This is a genomic window from Gelria sp. Kuro-4 (genome assembly GCF_019668485.1).
In the GTDB taxonomy this organism is placed as follows: Bacteria; Bacillota; DTU030; order DUMP01; family DUMP01; genus DUMP01.
In genome coordinates this window covers 1,051,489-1,065,437 of record NZ_AP024619.1, presented here as the reverse complement: position 1 = coordinate 1,065,437, position 13,949 = coordinate 1,051,489, and the positions used below count along the sequence as shown (strand labels likewise).

General features: G+C 63.1%; 10 protein-coding genes. All 10 read right to left on the bottom strand.

What is annotated here, in order from left to right:
- Nucleotides 1-12: 12 nt before the first annotated feature.
- The 10 genes from rpsJ to K5554_RS05245 all read right to left on the bottom strand — a co-directional run bounded on the left by rpsJ (nucleotide 13) and on the right by K5554_RS05245 (nucleotide 13,790).
- Complete coding sequence (gene rpsJ / locus K5554_RS05290) at nucleotides 13-324, bottom strand: 30S ribosomal protein S10 (RefSeq protein WP_221040095.1); 312 nt, start codon at nucleotides 322-324, stop codon at nucleotides 13-15.
- Between the two features lie 125 nt (nucleotides 325-449).
- A complete protein-coding gene (gene tuf, locus K5554_RS05285) occupies nucleotides 450-1,652 on the bottom strand; it encodes an elongation factor Tu (protein ID WP_221040094.1) in 1,203 nt (400 codons plus the stop codon).
- Nucleotides 1,653-1,687: 35 nt separating this feature from the next.
- Nucleotides 1,688-3,763 carry an elongation factor G gene (gene fusA, locus K5554_RS05280; protein ID WP_221040093.1) on the bottom strand — a complete coding sequence of 692 codons (2,076 nt, stop codon included), beginning with the start codon at nucleotides 3,761-3,763 and terminating at the stop codon, nucleotides 1,688-1,690.
- 30 nt (nucleotides 3,764-3,793) lie between these two features.
- The gene (gene rpsG / locus K5554_RS05275; protein WP_221040092.1) at nucleotides 3,794-4,264 is read right to left on the bottom strand and encodes a 30S ribosomal protein S7; all 471 of its coding nucleotides are present in this window, start codon (nucleotides 4,262-4,264) and stop codon (nucleotides 3,794-3,796) included.
- An 18-nt stretch (nucleotides 4,265-4,282) separates the two neighbouring features.
- Nucleotides 4,283-4,657 (bottom strand): 30S ribosomal protein S12, encoded by a 375-nt coding sequence (rpsL, locus tag K5554_RS05270; RefSeq protein WP_221040091.1) that lies wholly within the window; start codon nucleotides 4,655-4,657, stop codon nucleotides 4,283-4,285.
- Between the two features lie 17 nt (nucleotides 4,658-4,674).
- Nucleotides 4,675-4,923: a ribosomal L7Ae/L30e/S12e/Gadd45 family protein gene (locus K5554_RS05265; protein WP_221040090.1), complete on the bottom strand. Its 249-nt coding sequence runs from the start codon at nucleotides 4,921-4,923 to the stop codon at nucleotides 4,675-4,677.
- Nucleotides 4,924-5,041: 118 nt separating this feature from the next.
- Nucleotides 5,042-8,518 carry a DNA-directed RNA polymerase subunit beta' gene (gene rpoC, locus K5554_RS05260; RefSeq protein WP_221040089.1) on the bottom strand — a complete coding sequence of 1,159 codons (3,477 nt, stop codon included), beginning with the start codon at nucleotides 8,516-8,518 and terminating at the stop codon, nucleotides 5,042-5,044.
- 21 nt (nucleotides 8,519-8,539) lie between these two features.
- Nucleotides 8,540-11,935, bottom strand: coding sequence for a DNA-directed RNA polymerase subunit beta (rpoB, locus tag K5554_RS05255; protein ID WP_221040088.1), 3,396 nt, complete (start codon nucleotides 11,933-11,935; stop codon nucleotides 8,540-8,542).
- A gap of 309 nt (nucleotides 11,936-12,244) precedes the next feature.
- Nucleotides 12,245-12,751 carry a polymer-forming cytoskeletal protein gene (locus tag K5554_RS05250; protein WP_221040087.1) on the bottom strand — a complete coding sequence of 169 codons (507 nt, stop codon included), beginning with the start codon at nucleotides 12,749-12,751 and terminating at the stop codon, nucleotides 12,245-12,247.
- Nucleotides 12,752-12,782: 31 nt separating this feature from the next.
- The gene (locus K5554_RS05245; RefSeq protein ID WP_221040086.1) at nucleotides 12,783-13,790 is read right to left on the bottom strand and encodes a ParM/StbA family protein; all 1,008 of its coding nucleotides are present in this window, start codon (nucleotides 13,788-13,790) and stop codon (nucleotides 12,783-12,785) included.
- Nucleotides 13,791-13,949: the final 159 nt, after the last annotated feature.

Below are 13,949 nucleotides of genomic sequence, written 5' to 3'. Positions count from 1 at the left end.
GCCTCCCTTCCCTTACAGCTGCTTGATCTCGATGTCCACGCCGGTAGGGAGGTCCAGACGCATCAGGGCGTCCACTGTCTTAGGCGTGGGTTCCAGGATATCGATGAGACGCTTGTGAATGCGCATCTCGAACTGCTCGCGCGAGTCCTTGTACTTGTGCGGGGCGCGTAAAATGGTGTAGATGCTCTTTTCCGTCGGCAGCGGGATGGGACCCGACACCAGAGCCCCGGTGCGCTTGACGGTTTCGATGATCTTCTGGGACGATTGATCGATCACCTCATGGTCATAGCCCTTGAGGCGAATGCGTATCTTGTGTTGAGCCACAAAACTTCCTCCCTTCGCCCGATTTCCGGACAGTTCTCAGTGGAAATTCCCCAGCGCCCGCTGGCAACCTTCCACCTCATAGCGGCCAAGGTAGAAAAAGAGGGGGGGAGAGTGTCTCCCCTCGCTTATTCGAAGATCTCGGCCACCACGCCGGCGCCCACGGTGCGGCCGCCCTCGCGGATGGCGAAGCGCAGCCCGTTCTCGATGGCGATGGGGGTGATAAGCTCGATGTCCATCACCACGTTATCGCCGGGCATGACCATCTCGACGCCCTCGGGCAGCTTGATGTTGCCGGTGACGTCGGTGGTGCGGAAGTAGAACTGCGGCCGGTAGCCGTTGAAGAACGGGGTGTGCCGCCCGCCTTCTTCTTTGGTGAGAACGTACACCTGCCCTTTGAACTTGGTGTGCGGGTGAATGCTGCCGGGCTTGGAAAGCACCATGCCGCGCTCGACTTCCTTGCGGTCGATGCCCCGGAGCAGCACGCCGATGTTGTCGCCGGCGACGCCTTCGTCCAGGGTCTTTCGGAACATCTCGACGCCGGTGACGACGCTCTTTTTCTTCTCGGGGGTCAGCCCCACCAGCTCGACTTCGTCGCCCACCTTCACTTTGCCGCGCTCGACACGGCCGGTGACCACGGTGCCGCGGCCGGTGATGGTGAACACGTCTTCTATGGGCATGAGGAAGGGCTTGTCGGTGTCGCGGTCCGGGGTGGGCACGTATTCGTCTACGGCGTCCATGAGTTTCCAGATGGGGCCGCAGTTCGGGCAGTCGCGCTTGCCGCAGCCGCACTCGAGGGCCTTGAGGGCGGAGCCGGGGATGATGGGGATCTCGTCGCCGGGAAACTCGTACTGGGAGAGAAGCTCTCTGACTTCCATCTCGACGAGCTCCATGAGCTCGGGGTCGTCCACCATGTCGGCTTTGTTGAGAAAGACTACGATGTAGGGCACGCCCACCTGCCGCGCCAGCAGAATGTGCTCACGGGTCTGCGGCATGGGGCCGTCGGCGGCGGAGACCACCAGGATGGCGCCGTCCATCTGGGCTGCGCCGGTGATCATGTTCTTGACGTAGTCGGCGTGGCCGGGGCAGTCGACGTGGGCGTAGTGCCGCTTTTCGGTTTGGTACTCCACGTGGGCGGTGGCGATGGTGATGCCCCGCGCCCGCTCTTCCGGCGCCTTGTCGATCTGGTCGAAGGGAACGAAGTCCGACAGGCCGGCGTTGGCCAGCACTTTGGTGACGGCCGCGGTGAGGGTGGTCTTGCCGTGGTCGACGTGGCCGATGGTACCGATGTTCACGTGGGGTTTGGTCCGCTCAAACTTCTTCTTTGCCATGTTCTTCTCCTCCTTTGGCTACCGCCTGCCCGGGGTCAGCCCCTGGTCTTGGCGATTATCTTTTCCGCCAGGTTCTTCGGAACCTCAGCGTAGTGCGAGAACTGCATGGTGTAGTTGCCGCGGCCCTGGGTGCGGGAACGGAGGTCGGTGGCATAGCCGAACATCTCGCCCAAGGGCACCACGGCATCGATCACTTGAATGCCGTTGCGCGGCTCCATATTAGTGATGTGCCCGCGCCGGCTGTTGATGTCGCCGATGACATCGCCCATGTACTCCTCCGGCACCAGCACCTGTACCTGCATCATGGGCTCCAAGAGCACCGGCTGCGCCTGCTGCACGGCATTCTTGAAGCCGATGGACCCGGCGATCTTGAAGGCCATTTCCGAGGAATCCACATCGTGGTACGAGCCGTCGTAGAGGGTGACGCTCACGTCCACCATGGGGTAGCCGGCCAGCACACCGTTCTCGGCAGCTTCACGCACACCCGCCTCCACGGCCGGGATGAATTCCTTCGGCACCACGCCGCCCACGATCTTGGACACGAACTCGAAACCGGCGCCGCGCTCGCGCGGGGCCACCTCCAGCCAGACATCGCCGTACTGGCCGCGGCCGCCCGTCTGCCGCACGTAGCGGCCCTGGGCCTTGGCCGGGACGGTGATGGTCTCTTTATAGGCCACCTGCGGCTGGCCCACGTTCGCTTCCACGTGGAACTCCCGCACCAGGCGGTCCACGATGATCTCCAGGTGCAGCTCGCCCATCCCGGAGATGATGGTCTGCCCGGTTTCGTTATCCGTGTGCATGCGGAAGGTGGGGTCTTCCTCGGCCAGCTTGCCCAGCGCCACACCCAGCTTATCCTGGTCGGCCTTGGTCTTGGGCTCAATGGCCACCGAGATCACCGGCTCCGGGAACTGCATGGACTCGAGCAGAATGGGCGCCGCCTCATCGCAGAGCGTATCCCCGGTCCCGGTGTCCCTCAGGCCCACCGCCGCCGCGATGTCCCCGGTGAAAACCTCGTCGATCTCCTGCCGGTGATTGGCGTGCATCTGCAGGATGCGGCCGATGCGCTCCTTTTTGCCGCGGCTGGCGTTGTACACGTAGGAACCGGACTTGAGGCTGCCGGAGTACACCCGGAAGAAGGCCAGCTTGCCGACATAGGGGTCGGTCATAATCTTGAAGGCCAACGCGCTGAACGGCGCGTCGTCGCTCGTGGGCCGGTCTTCCTCCTCGCCGCTGGCCGGGTTTACCCCCCGGATCTCCGGAATATCCGTCGGTGCCGGCAGGTAGGCCACAATGGCGTCGAGGAGCGGCTGCACGCCCTTGTTCTTATAGGAGGAACCGCACAGCACCGGTACCAGGCTCCCGGAAATGGTTCCCCGGCGCAGGGCCGCGTGGATCTCCTCCTCCGTAAGCTGCTCACCCTCCAGGTACTTTTCCATGAGGGCGTCATCCACCTCCGCCACGGCCTCCAGCAGCTTTTCGCGCCAGGCCTTGGCGTCTTCCACCATGTCGGCGGGAACAGCCACCTCTTCGCTCTGGGTTCCCAAATCATCCACATAGATAATAGCCTTCTCGGCAATAAGGTCCACTACGCCGCGGAAGTCCGCCTCCTTGCCGATCGGAAGCTGGATCGGTACGGCGTTCGCTCCCAGGCGCTCGCGCATCATCTCGACCGCGCGGTAAAAATCGGCCCCCATAATGTCCATTTTGTTGACATAGGCAACCCGCGGCACGTGGTAGTGGTCCGCCTGGCGCCACACGGTTTCGGACTGGGGTTCCACACCGCCCTTGGCACAGAATACGGCAACTGCTCCGTCCAGTACGCGCAGCGAGCGCTCCACCTCTACGGTGAAATCAACGTGGCCGGGCGTGTCGATAATGTTGATGCGGTGGTCCTTCCAAAAGCACGTGGTGGCCGCCGACGTAATAGTGATACCGCGCTCCTGCTCCTGCACCATCCAGTCCATGGTGGCGGCACCGTCATCCACTTCGCCGATTTTGTGTACTCTCCCCGTGTAGAAGAGGATCCGCTCGGTGGTGGTGGTTTTACCGGCATCGATGTGCGCCATGATGCCGATGTTGCGTGTCTTCTGCAGCGAGTATTGCCTTGGCACAGGTTTCACCCCTTTCCGTAACCCAGTTTCTTACCACCGGTAGTGAGCAAAGGCCTTGTTGGCCTCAGCCATCTTGTGCGTGTCTTCCCGCTTTTTCACAGCGCCGCCCGTGCCGTTCGCCGCGTCCATAATCTCCGCCGCCAGCTTTTCCTTCATGGTGCGTTCGCCGCGCCTTCTGGCATAGTCCACAATCCAGCGCATAGCCAGCGACATGCGCCGCTCCGGGCGCACCTCCACCGGCACCTGGTAGTTGGCACCGCCCACCCGGCGCGCCCTTACCTCGACGATGGGTGTGACGTTTTTAACCGCCTGTTCGAAAACATCGAGCGGATTTTTGCCCGTCTTCTCCCGCACGGTCTCAAGAGCCTCGTAGCAGATTTTCTCCGCCGTGCTCTTTTTGCCGCTGAGGAGCACTTTGTTGATGAGGCGCGTAACCATCGGGCTCCCATAAATGGGGTCCGGTTGCACCGCGCGCCGCCCCACATGGCCTCGCCTTGGCATCGTCTTCCCTCCTTACCGCTACTTCTTCGGCCGCTTCGCGCCGTACTTCGACCGGCCCTGGCGCCGGTCCTGCACGCCGGCGGCATCCAGCGTCCCCCGGACAATGTGGTACCTTACGCCCGGCAGGTCCTTAACACGGCCGCCGCGCACCAGCACCACGGCGTGCTCCTGCAGGTTGTGCCCGATCCCGGGGATGTAGGAGGTTACCTCCGTACCGTTGGTCAGGCGCACACGCGCCACCTTGCGCAGGGCCGAATTCGGCTTTTTGGGCGTGGTTGTGTATACGCGAGTGCAGACTCCGCGCTTCTGCGGTGAACCCTGCAGAGCGGGAGCGGCGGACTTCTCCTGCACCTTCTTGCGACCCTGGCGGATCATCTGGCTGACTGTCGGCATCTTGCCACCTCCTTCCGCTACTCGATGATACCTGCTGCCGCCGCACCTACTTGAATGCCGCAGGCCCGGCCCAGCTCGCGCATGCTCTCGGCGTACTCGCAGGGAGTACCCCGGCTGGCACACAGCTCCAGGAGCGGAGCAATGATGTGGGCTTCAGCGTCCCTGGCTACGTAGACCCGGCGGGCCAGACCCTTTTCCACCGCCTTGAGCGTCTGCTTGGTTCCAACGGTCTTTTTCTTCGCCGCCCGCAAACCGTCCAGTGCCATCGCGCTTCCCTCACTTCGCACTCTTTTGGGGTAATCACTCGCTCGCCCGCCCCGCAGAGCGGGGCGGGCCATAGTCACACTCGGTTATTGTACCATCTCACCCGGGTACTGTCAAGAATCAGCGCCCGGCCAGCTCCTGGGCCGCCGGCACGGCCGGAGACGGGACCGGTTCCACCTTGGCGCTGCGGTAGCGCGCCATGCCCGTCCCGGCCGGGATGAGCTTGCCGATGATCACGTTCTCCTTCAGGCCCAGCAGCGGGTCTGTTTTTCCTTTAATGGCTGCTTCGGTGAGCACGCGGGTGGTTTCCTGGAAGGAAGCCGCCGAGAGGAATGACTCGGTGGCCAAGGACGCCTTCGTGATGCCGAGGAGCGTGGGCCGCGCGGTGGCCGGTTCGCCGCCGGCTTCCAGCACCCGGGCATTGGCGTCCTCGAACTCCTGCACATCTACCAGGCTCCCCAAAAGCAGGTCTGTATCCCCCGGGTCCTCCACCTTTACCTTCCGGAGCATCTGGCGCACGATAACCTCGATGTGCTTGTCGTTGATCTCCACGCCCTGGAAGCGGTACACCCGCTGCACCTCCTGCAGGAGGTACTGCTCCACGGCTTCGATGCCCTTGATGCGCAGCAGCTCGTGGGGGTTCACCGGGCCTTCGGTGAGCTGGTCGCCCGCCGCCACCTTGTCGCCGTCCTTGATATGCAGGCGCGCGCCGAAGGGGAGGGCGTAGGAGCGGGTCTCGCCGGTCTCTTCATTGACCACCGTGGCCTCACGCCGGCCGCGGTTCTCGCCCAGGTGCACCGTGCCGTCGATTTCGGTGATGATGGCCTGGCCTTTCGGCCGCCGGGCTTCAAACAGCTCTTCCACGCGCGGCAGACCCTGGGTGATGTCGTCGCCGGCCACGCCGCCGGTGTGGAAGGTACGCATGGTAAGCTGCGTGCCCGGCTCGCCGATGGACTGCGCCGCCACGATCCCCACGGCCTCGCCCATATCCACCAGGCGCCCGGTGGCGGGGCTGCGGCCGTAGCACTTGGCGCACACACCCAGCTTGGAGGCGCAGGTGAGGACGGTGCGGATCTTCACCGCCTTGATGCCCGCCTTGACGATGGCACCGGCGGCGTCCTCGCGGATCTCCTCCCCGGCCGGCACCAGGACCTCGCCCGTCTCCGGGTGCACCACGTCTTCAACCGCCACGCGCCCCAGGATGCGGTCGTAGAGGGACTGGATGACCTCGTTGCCGTCCATCATGTCCGTGACCACCAGGCCGTCGGTGGTGCCGCAGTCTTCCTCGCGGACGATGAGATCCTGAGAGACGTCCACCAGGCGGCGGGTCAGGTAACCGGAGTCGGCGGTGCGAAGCGCCGTGTCCGCCAGGCCCTTGCGGGCGCCGTGGGTGGAGATGAAGTACTCCAGTACGGTCAGGCCCTCGCGGAAGTTGGAGCGGATGGGAAGGTCGATGATGCGCCCGGAAGGGTCGGCCATCAGGCCGCGCATGCCGGCCAGCTGCCGCAGCTGCTGGATGTTACCGCGGGCACCGGAATTGGCCATCATGAACACCGGGTTGAACCTGTCCAGATGGCGCACCATGGATTGCGTAACCTTTTCCGTGGCGCCGTTCCAGATGTCCACCACGCTCTGGTAGCGCTCCTCGGCGGTGATGAGGCCATGGCGGTACTGGCTTTCGACCTCTTCCACCTCGCGCTCCGCCTCCGTCAGGATCTCCTTTTTGTCCGTGGGCACCTCGATGTCGCTCACGGAGATGGTGACGCCGGCGCGGGTGGCGTAGTGGTAGCCCAGGGCTTTGATGCGGTCCAGCATCTCCACCGTGGTCTCGACGCCGTGGCGGTGGTAACACTCGGCCACGATCTTGCCCAGGGCTTTTTTGTCCTGTACCTCGTTGAGGTGGTAGCGCATGTCCTCCGGCAGCGCCTGGGCAAAGAGCACGCGCCCCAGGGTGGTTTCCGTGAGCTTGCCGTCCAGGCGGACCTTAATCGGCGCCTGCAGGGAAAGATACCCGGCGTCGGCGGCCATCTGGGCTTCGTCCACCGAGGCGAACAGGCGGCCGGCGCCTTTGGCGTCTTCCTTCACGCTGGTCAGCCAGTAGCAGCCGATGACCATATCCTGGGTGGGCACCGCCAGGGGCTTCCCGTTGGCCGGGGACAGGATGTTGTAAGCTGAGAGCATGAGCACCCGCGCTTCCGCCTGGGCCTCGGCCGAAAGCGGTACGTGTACCGCCATCTGGTCGCCGTCGAAGTCGGCGTTGTAGGCCGAGCAGACCAGGGGGTGAATCTGGATGGCGCGGCCCTCCACCAGCACCGGCTCAAAGGCCTGGATGCCGAGGCGGTGCAGGGTAGGCGCGCGGTTCAGGAGCACCGGGTGCTCCCGGATGACCTCCTCCAGCACGTCCCAGACCTCGTCGCGGACGCGCTCCACCATGCGCTTGGCGCTCTTGATGTTGTTGGCGTAGCCCTCGCTCACCAGCTTCTTCATGACGAAGGGCTTAAAGAGCTCCAGCGCCATCTCCTTGGGCAGGCCGCACTGGTGCAGCTTCAGGTTCGGGCCCACCACGATCACCGAACGGCCTGAGTAGTCCACGCGCTTGCCGAGTAAGTTCTGGCGGAAGCGCCCCTGCTTACCCTTGAGCATGTCGCTCAGGGACTTCAAGGACCGGTTGCCGGGGCCGGTCACCGGGCGGCCGCGGCGCCCGTTGTCGATGAGGGCGTCCACCGCCTCCTGCAGCATGCGTTTCTCGTTGCGCACGATGATATCCGGCGCCTGCAGCTCGAGCAGCCGTTTCAACCTGTTGTTGCGGTTGATGACCCGCCGGTAGAGGTCGTTGAGGTCCGAGGTGGCGAAGCGGCCGCCGTCGAGCTGCACCATGGGGCGCAGCTCCGGCGGGATCACCGGGATAACATCCAGGATCATCCATTCGGGGCGGTTGCCGCTCTTGCGGAAGGCCTCCACCACCTCCAGGCGGCGGATGGCGCGGATCTTGCGCTGGCCGCTTACGTCCTTCAGCTCCTGGCGCAGTTCAGCCGCCAGCTGCTCCAGGTCGATCTCCTCGAGCAGCATCTTGATGGCCTCTGCGCCCATGAGGGCGGTAAAACGCGCCCCGTACTTGTCCCGCGCTTCGCGATACTCGCTCTCGGAGAGGATCTGCTTTTTCACCAGGGGGGTATCCCCGGGATCCACCACCACGTAGGCCGCAAAGTAGAGCACCTTTTCCAGAGCCCGCGGCGACATGTCCAGGATGAGCCCCATGCGGCTCGGGATGCCCTTGAAGTACCAGATATGAGACACCGGCGCCGCCAGCTCGATGTGGCCCATGCGCTCGCGCCGCACCTTGGCCCGCGTGACCTCTACGCCGCAGCGGTCGCAGACGATGCCCTTGTAGCGAATCCGTTTATACTTGCCGCAGTGACACTCCCAATCTTTGGTCGGACCGAAGATTTTCTCGCAGAACAGGCCCTCCCGTTCGGGCTTTAAGGTCCGGTAGTTGATGGTCTCCGGCTTTTTCACCTCGCCCCGGGACCAGGCGCGGATCTGGTCCGGAGAGGCCAGCCCGATCCGGATGCGGTCAAAGTTGTTGGCGTCTAGCAAAGGGCCTCTCTCCCTTCTCCCTTATTCCTCGTCCTCTTCGGGGTCGCCCACCAGGTCTTCTTCCAGAGCCAGCACGTCTTCGTCCTGCGGTTCCTCTTCCTCGCCTTCATCCTCCACCGGCTCCTCCTCCGGCTCCGGCGGCTCGGGCAGCTCGCGTCGCCCTTTGCCCCGCGGCTCTTCCACCTCGCCGGCGATGTCCAGGTCAAGCTCCTTGGCCGTTACCGTGACATCGTCGTCGTCGTCCTTAATCTCAATCTCCTGTTCGTTCTCGTTGAGCACCTTCACGTCCAGGGCCAGGCTCTGCAGCTCCTTAATGAGCACCTTGAAGGACTCCGGCACGCCCGGCTCCGGGACGTTGTCGCCCTTCACCACCGCTTCGTAGGTTTTCACGCGGCCCACCACGTCGTCCGACTTCACCGTAAGAAGCTCTTGCAGCGTATAGGCGGCGCCGTAGGCCTCCAGCGCCCACACCTCCATCTCGCCGAAGCGCTGTCCGCCGAACTGCGCCTTACCGCCCAGGGGCTGCTGGGTGACCAGAGAGTAGGGGCCGGTGGAGCGGGCGTGGATCTTGTCGTCCACCAGGTGGGCCAGCTTCAGCATGTAGACGTAGCCCACGGTGATGCGGTTTTCGAACGGCTCGCCGGTACGCCCGTCCCTCAGTTCGAGCTTGCCGTCCTCCGGCAGGCCGGCCTTCTTCAGGAATCCGATGATCTCCTCCTCGCGGGCGCCGTCGAACACCGGGGTGGCCACCTTAAAGCCCAGGGTGTTGGCGGCCCAGCCCAGGTGCGTCTCCAGCACCTGGCCGATGTTCATACGCGAGGGCACGCCCAGGGGGTTCAGGATGATCTGCACCGGTGTGCCGTCGGGCAAAAACGGCATGTCTTCCTCCGGCAAGATGCGGGCGATGACGCCCTTGTTGCCGTGGCGGCCGGCCATCTTGTCGCCCTCGGAGATCTTGCGCTTCTGGGCGATGTACACGCGCACCAGCTGATTGATCCCCGGCGCCAGCTCGTCGCCGTTTTCCCGCGAAAAGATCTTCACGTCCACCACGATGCCGGCCTCGCCGTGGGGCACGCGCAGCGAGGTGTCGCGCACCTCGCGCGCCTTCTCGCCGAAGATGGCCCTGAGCAGCCGCTCCTCGGCGGTGAGCTCCGTTTCGCCCTTGGGGGTGACCTTACCCACCAGGATGTCGCCCGGGCGTACCTCGGCGCCGGTGCGGATGATGCCGTGCTCATCCAGGTCCTTCAGCGCTTCCTCGCCCACGTTGGGGATGTCGCGCGTAATCTCCTCCGGTCCCAGCTTGGTGTCGCGGGCATCGCACTCGTACTCTTCGATATGAATTGAAGTGAAGACGTCGTCTTTCACCAGCCGCTCGGAGATAAGGATGGCGTCCTCGTAGTTGTAACCTTCCCAGGGCATGAAGGCGCAGAGCACGTTGCGCCCCAGGGCGAGCTCCCCCTGCGCCGTGGCCGGGCCATCGGCGAGAACAGTGCCCGCCTCGACCCGCTCGCCCTTAAAAACAATGGGCCGCTGGTTGATGCAGGTACCCTGGTTCGAGCGCAGGAACTTCTGCAGGCGGTAGCGGTCGAGCGTCCCGTCCTCGGCGCGCACCACCACCTCGTCCGCCGTCACGCGGACCACCACGCCGGCGCGGCGGGCCGTAACCAGCACGCCGGAATCGTAGGCCGTTTTGTCCTCCATACCCGTACCTACGTACGGGGACTCCGGCACCAAGAGCGGCACCGCCTGGCGCTGCATGTTGGAGCCCATGAGGGCGCGGTTGGCGTCGTCGTGCTCCAGGAAGGGGATGAGGGCCGTGGCCACGGAAACGAGCTGCTTCGGGGACACGTCCATCAGGTCCACCCGGTCGGACGGCACCTCAATGATGAGCTCGCCGTCGCGTACGGTTACCTTGCTGTTGGCGAAGCGGCCGTCCGGCGTGAGGGGCTCGTTGGCCTGGGCGATGACATACTCGTCCTCTTCGTCGGCGGTCAGGTAGACGACCTCGTCCGTCACCACGCCGCGTTCTTTATCCACCTTGCGGTACGGCGTTTCAATGAAGCCGTACTGGTTGATGCGGGCGTAGGTGGAAAGGGAACCGATCAGGCCGATGTTCGGACCTTCCGGCGTCTCAATGGGGCACATGCGCCCGTAGTGGGAATAGTGGACATCGCGCACCTCGAAACCGGCGCGCTCGCGCGAAAGGCCGCCCGGCCCCAGGGCCGAAAGGCGCCTTTTGTGGGTGAGCTCCGCCAGGGGGTTGGTCTGGTCCATGAACTGGGAAAGCTGCGAGCTCCCGAAGAATTCCTTGACGGAAGCCACCACCGGGCGGATGTTGATGAGCGCCTGCGGGGTAATGATGTCCACGTCCTGAATGGTCATACGCTCGCGCACCACACGCTCCATGCGGGCGAGCCCGATGCGGAACTGGTTCTGCAGCAGCTCACCCACCGAGCGCAGGCGGCGGTTGCCCAGGTGGTCGATGTCATCCGTCTTCCCCTTGCCGTCTTTCAGGGCCAGGAGGTAACGGATGGTGGCCACAATATCCTCCCGGGTGAGAATCCGGACATCCTGCGGGATGTTTAGTTTAAGCTTTTTATTGAGCTTGTAACGGCCGACGGCGGCCAGGTCGTAACGCTTGGGATCGAAGAACAGGCTCTCGAGGAGCGTCCGCGCGCTGTCCACCGTGGGCGGCTCACCCGGACGCAGGCGCTTGTAGATCTCCACCAGGGCTTCCTCTTCGGACTTGGTGTTGTCGCGCTCCAGCGTGGCCCGGATACGGGCATCGTCGTCGAAAAGTTCCAGGATGCGCCCGTCGGTGCTGTAACCCAGCGCACGCAGAAGAACCGTGACGGGAATCTTGCGCGTGCGGTCCACCCGCACCCCGATGAGGTCGCCGGCGTCCGTCTCAAACTCCAGCCAGGCACCGCGGTTCGGCATAAGGGTGGCGCCGAAAAGTTCCTTCCCCTGCTCTGTGGTGCGGGCGAAGTAGGCGCCCGGCGAGCGCACCAGCTGGCTCACCACCACGCGCTCGGCCCCGTTGATGATAAAGGTGCCCTTGTCCGTCATGAGGGGAAAGTCCCCCATGAACACCTCCTGCTCCTTCACCTCGCCCGTTTCCTTGTTGTGCAGGCGTACACGGATGCGCAGCGGAGCCGCGTAGGTTACGTCGCGCTCCTTGCACTCGTCCACCGAGTACTTGGGCTCACCCAGGCTGTAATCCACAAACTCCAAAATGAGATTGCCGGTGAAGTCCTGGATGGGCGAAACCTCCTGGAACGTCTCCCGGAGGCCCTCATCGAGGAACCACTGGTACGAGCTGCGCTGGACCTCGATGAGGTTCGGCAGTTCCAGCACGTCCACCAGTTTGGCGAAACTGTGGCGCGCGCCGGCGTGACCCCGGACCGGATGCAGCAATGCACTTCACCCCTCGGCAAGCTATTTAGGGGTCGCTCCCCAAAACGCGGAAAAGCAAGGCGGCCATAAGAGTGCGCAACCTCGCTTGAAGACAAAAAAGTGCCACTAGGTATTATTCCCGTTTTTGCCAGGAGCTATTCTTTGTGCCCTTGTGCGGCCAAAAAAGGCAAGAACTACCCCTGGTTTCGCATTTAGTTATGATATCATAAGTCCCGGCTTTCGTCAATAGAAAGATCGCGCCCTGGTTGACGCGACCGCAGGTTAGGGCAGGGGCGGCGCCGCTACACTAAAATGGGACGCCCGACAAAACTAATAGCTGCTGTAAAAGTGCGGTTCTCTCGGCTCGCCGAGCTTGGCGACGGCAACCGCCCCGTCAGTATCGGCCGTCTCCGGCTTGGATTCACGGAGGACGTCTTGTTTTTCCGCCTGTTCGGGGGGAAGCGGGCGGTTGCCGGCCTTCGCCGACGGCGGGGACAAATTCTCCTCCTGATCGGAGGCCAAAATCCCGCCGTCCTGCACCATCAGGTTAAGGTACTTCGCCCGGCCGTACAAGCGCCCTGTAGGCTCGATCACCAGGTTCTTAACCTCGACGTCTCCATGCACTTCCCCCGCAATATCGATAGAGTCGGCTTTGATGTTGCTCATGCACAACCCGGTCGGCGTGATGATCACCTTCCCGGCGTGACTGCAGATCCCGCCTTCTACTCTGCCGTGAATTTCGATTACAAGTTCCGGCCCGGCATTCTTTCCCGGCCCGCGCCGGCCCAGCGTTCTGATGCAGTTCAGCAGATAATTCAGGGGAAAACAGGCCGGCATCGGCTCACACCCCCTGCCTCGCCCCCCGGCCTCAACTTTGGATCGCGCCCCCCCAGAGCCTGTTGGCCCAGGACAGATAACCTTTACTGTTGGCGGTGAAGGAGTCGGATATGAGCTCACCTTGTACAAGCTGCGGCAGCAGGTAACCGCTCAGGGCCTGACCGCCGCCGCCGCTGAGCAAAAGGTGGTCAAACTCCGGCACCCGCCACTTGGACATGATCTCAACGAGGACCTTGGTGGCCAGTTGTTGAAAGACCGCGTCGCGCAGCTCGGAAATGTCGACCGTACGCCCGGCTATGTTGACCCTGCCCTTAATCACCGCTTCGTCGAGAGCGAAGGTCTCCCGTTCCAATCCGTAATCGGCCAACAGCCTGTTCCCGATCTCGCTGTAGGCGCCGGCCATCCCCACCGGAACCGTGCAACTGTTTTCGGGAATGAACTCGCCGTCTTCGATGGCGGCCAAGTCCGTAGTCCTGAACCCGATATCTATGACGCCGATGCGGCCGCCTTCCAAAGCGTGCCTGTCCCGCCCCCAGAGATCCAAGGCCTGAGACCAGTAGGTGCCGAGGGGCTGGGGCACAACTTCCAGATGGGTCACCGCGACACTGACTTCTTCGGGCGACTGGTTGCGGTACAGCGTAATGGTGTGCTCGCGTGTAAACTGGCGGACCAATTCATCCATAAGGTACATCCGCCCGGGCGGAAGGCCGGTCACAACCCTGAACTTATTCGTGGGACCGGAGCAGAAAAGGCTGAGCGCGGCTAGAAAAAGAATCTTAAGATCGCCGCCTACGGTGCGCGTGGTGGAAAGGTCACGGAAAGCAAACGCGGAATGGCGTACGGCGGACTTACCGACAAAATAGAGCTGCTCGTCTACGCCCAGCCGTAAATGATTTATTTGTTCCACCGGCTGCGAAAAGGTGCGATACACCGACTTGGTATGGCCGTTGCCTATCACACTGGGAAAAGCATACCCGCTCTCACCGTCGGTCACCTTCACAAAACCGTAGCCCACATCCAGACCTATGAACTGGCCCACGCTTCTTACCCCCCTTAACACGGTAGGCGGAATACCGGAACACTCTGGACAAATTCCGTGTTCCTGGTTCTACTTTAGCCAAAATTGTAAGCTTTTGTCAAGACATGGTGACAAATATTGGTCAAATCAGCAGCCTGAACCTGCCTGTCGAAGGCAAAC

Excerpts from the sequence above, each read along its gene's own strand:
- tuf (WP_221040094.1), bottom strand. The coding sequence starts at position 1,652 with ATGGCAAAGAAGAAGTTTGAGCGGACCAAACCCCACGTGAACATCGGT.
- rpsG (WP_221040092.1), bottom strand. The coding sequence starts at position 4,264 with ATGCCAAGGCGAGGCCATGTGGGGCGGCGCGCGGTGCAACCGGACCCC.
- rpsL (WP_221040091.1), bottom strand. The coding sequence starts at position 4,657 with ATGCCGACAGTCAGCCAGATGATCCGCCAGGGTCGCAAGAAGGTGCAG.
- K5554_RS05265 (WP_221040090.1), bottom strand. The coding sequence starts at position 4,923 with ATGGCACTGGACGGTTTGCGGGCGGCGAAGAAAAAGACCGTTGGAACC.
- K5554_RS05250 (WP_221040087.1), bottom strand. The coding sequence starts at position 12,751 with ATGCCGGCCTGTTTTCCCCTGAATTATCTGCTGAACTGCATCAGAACG.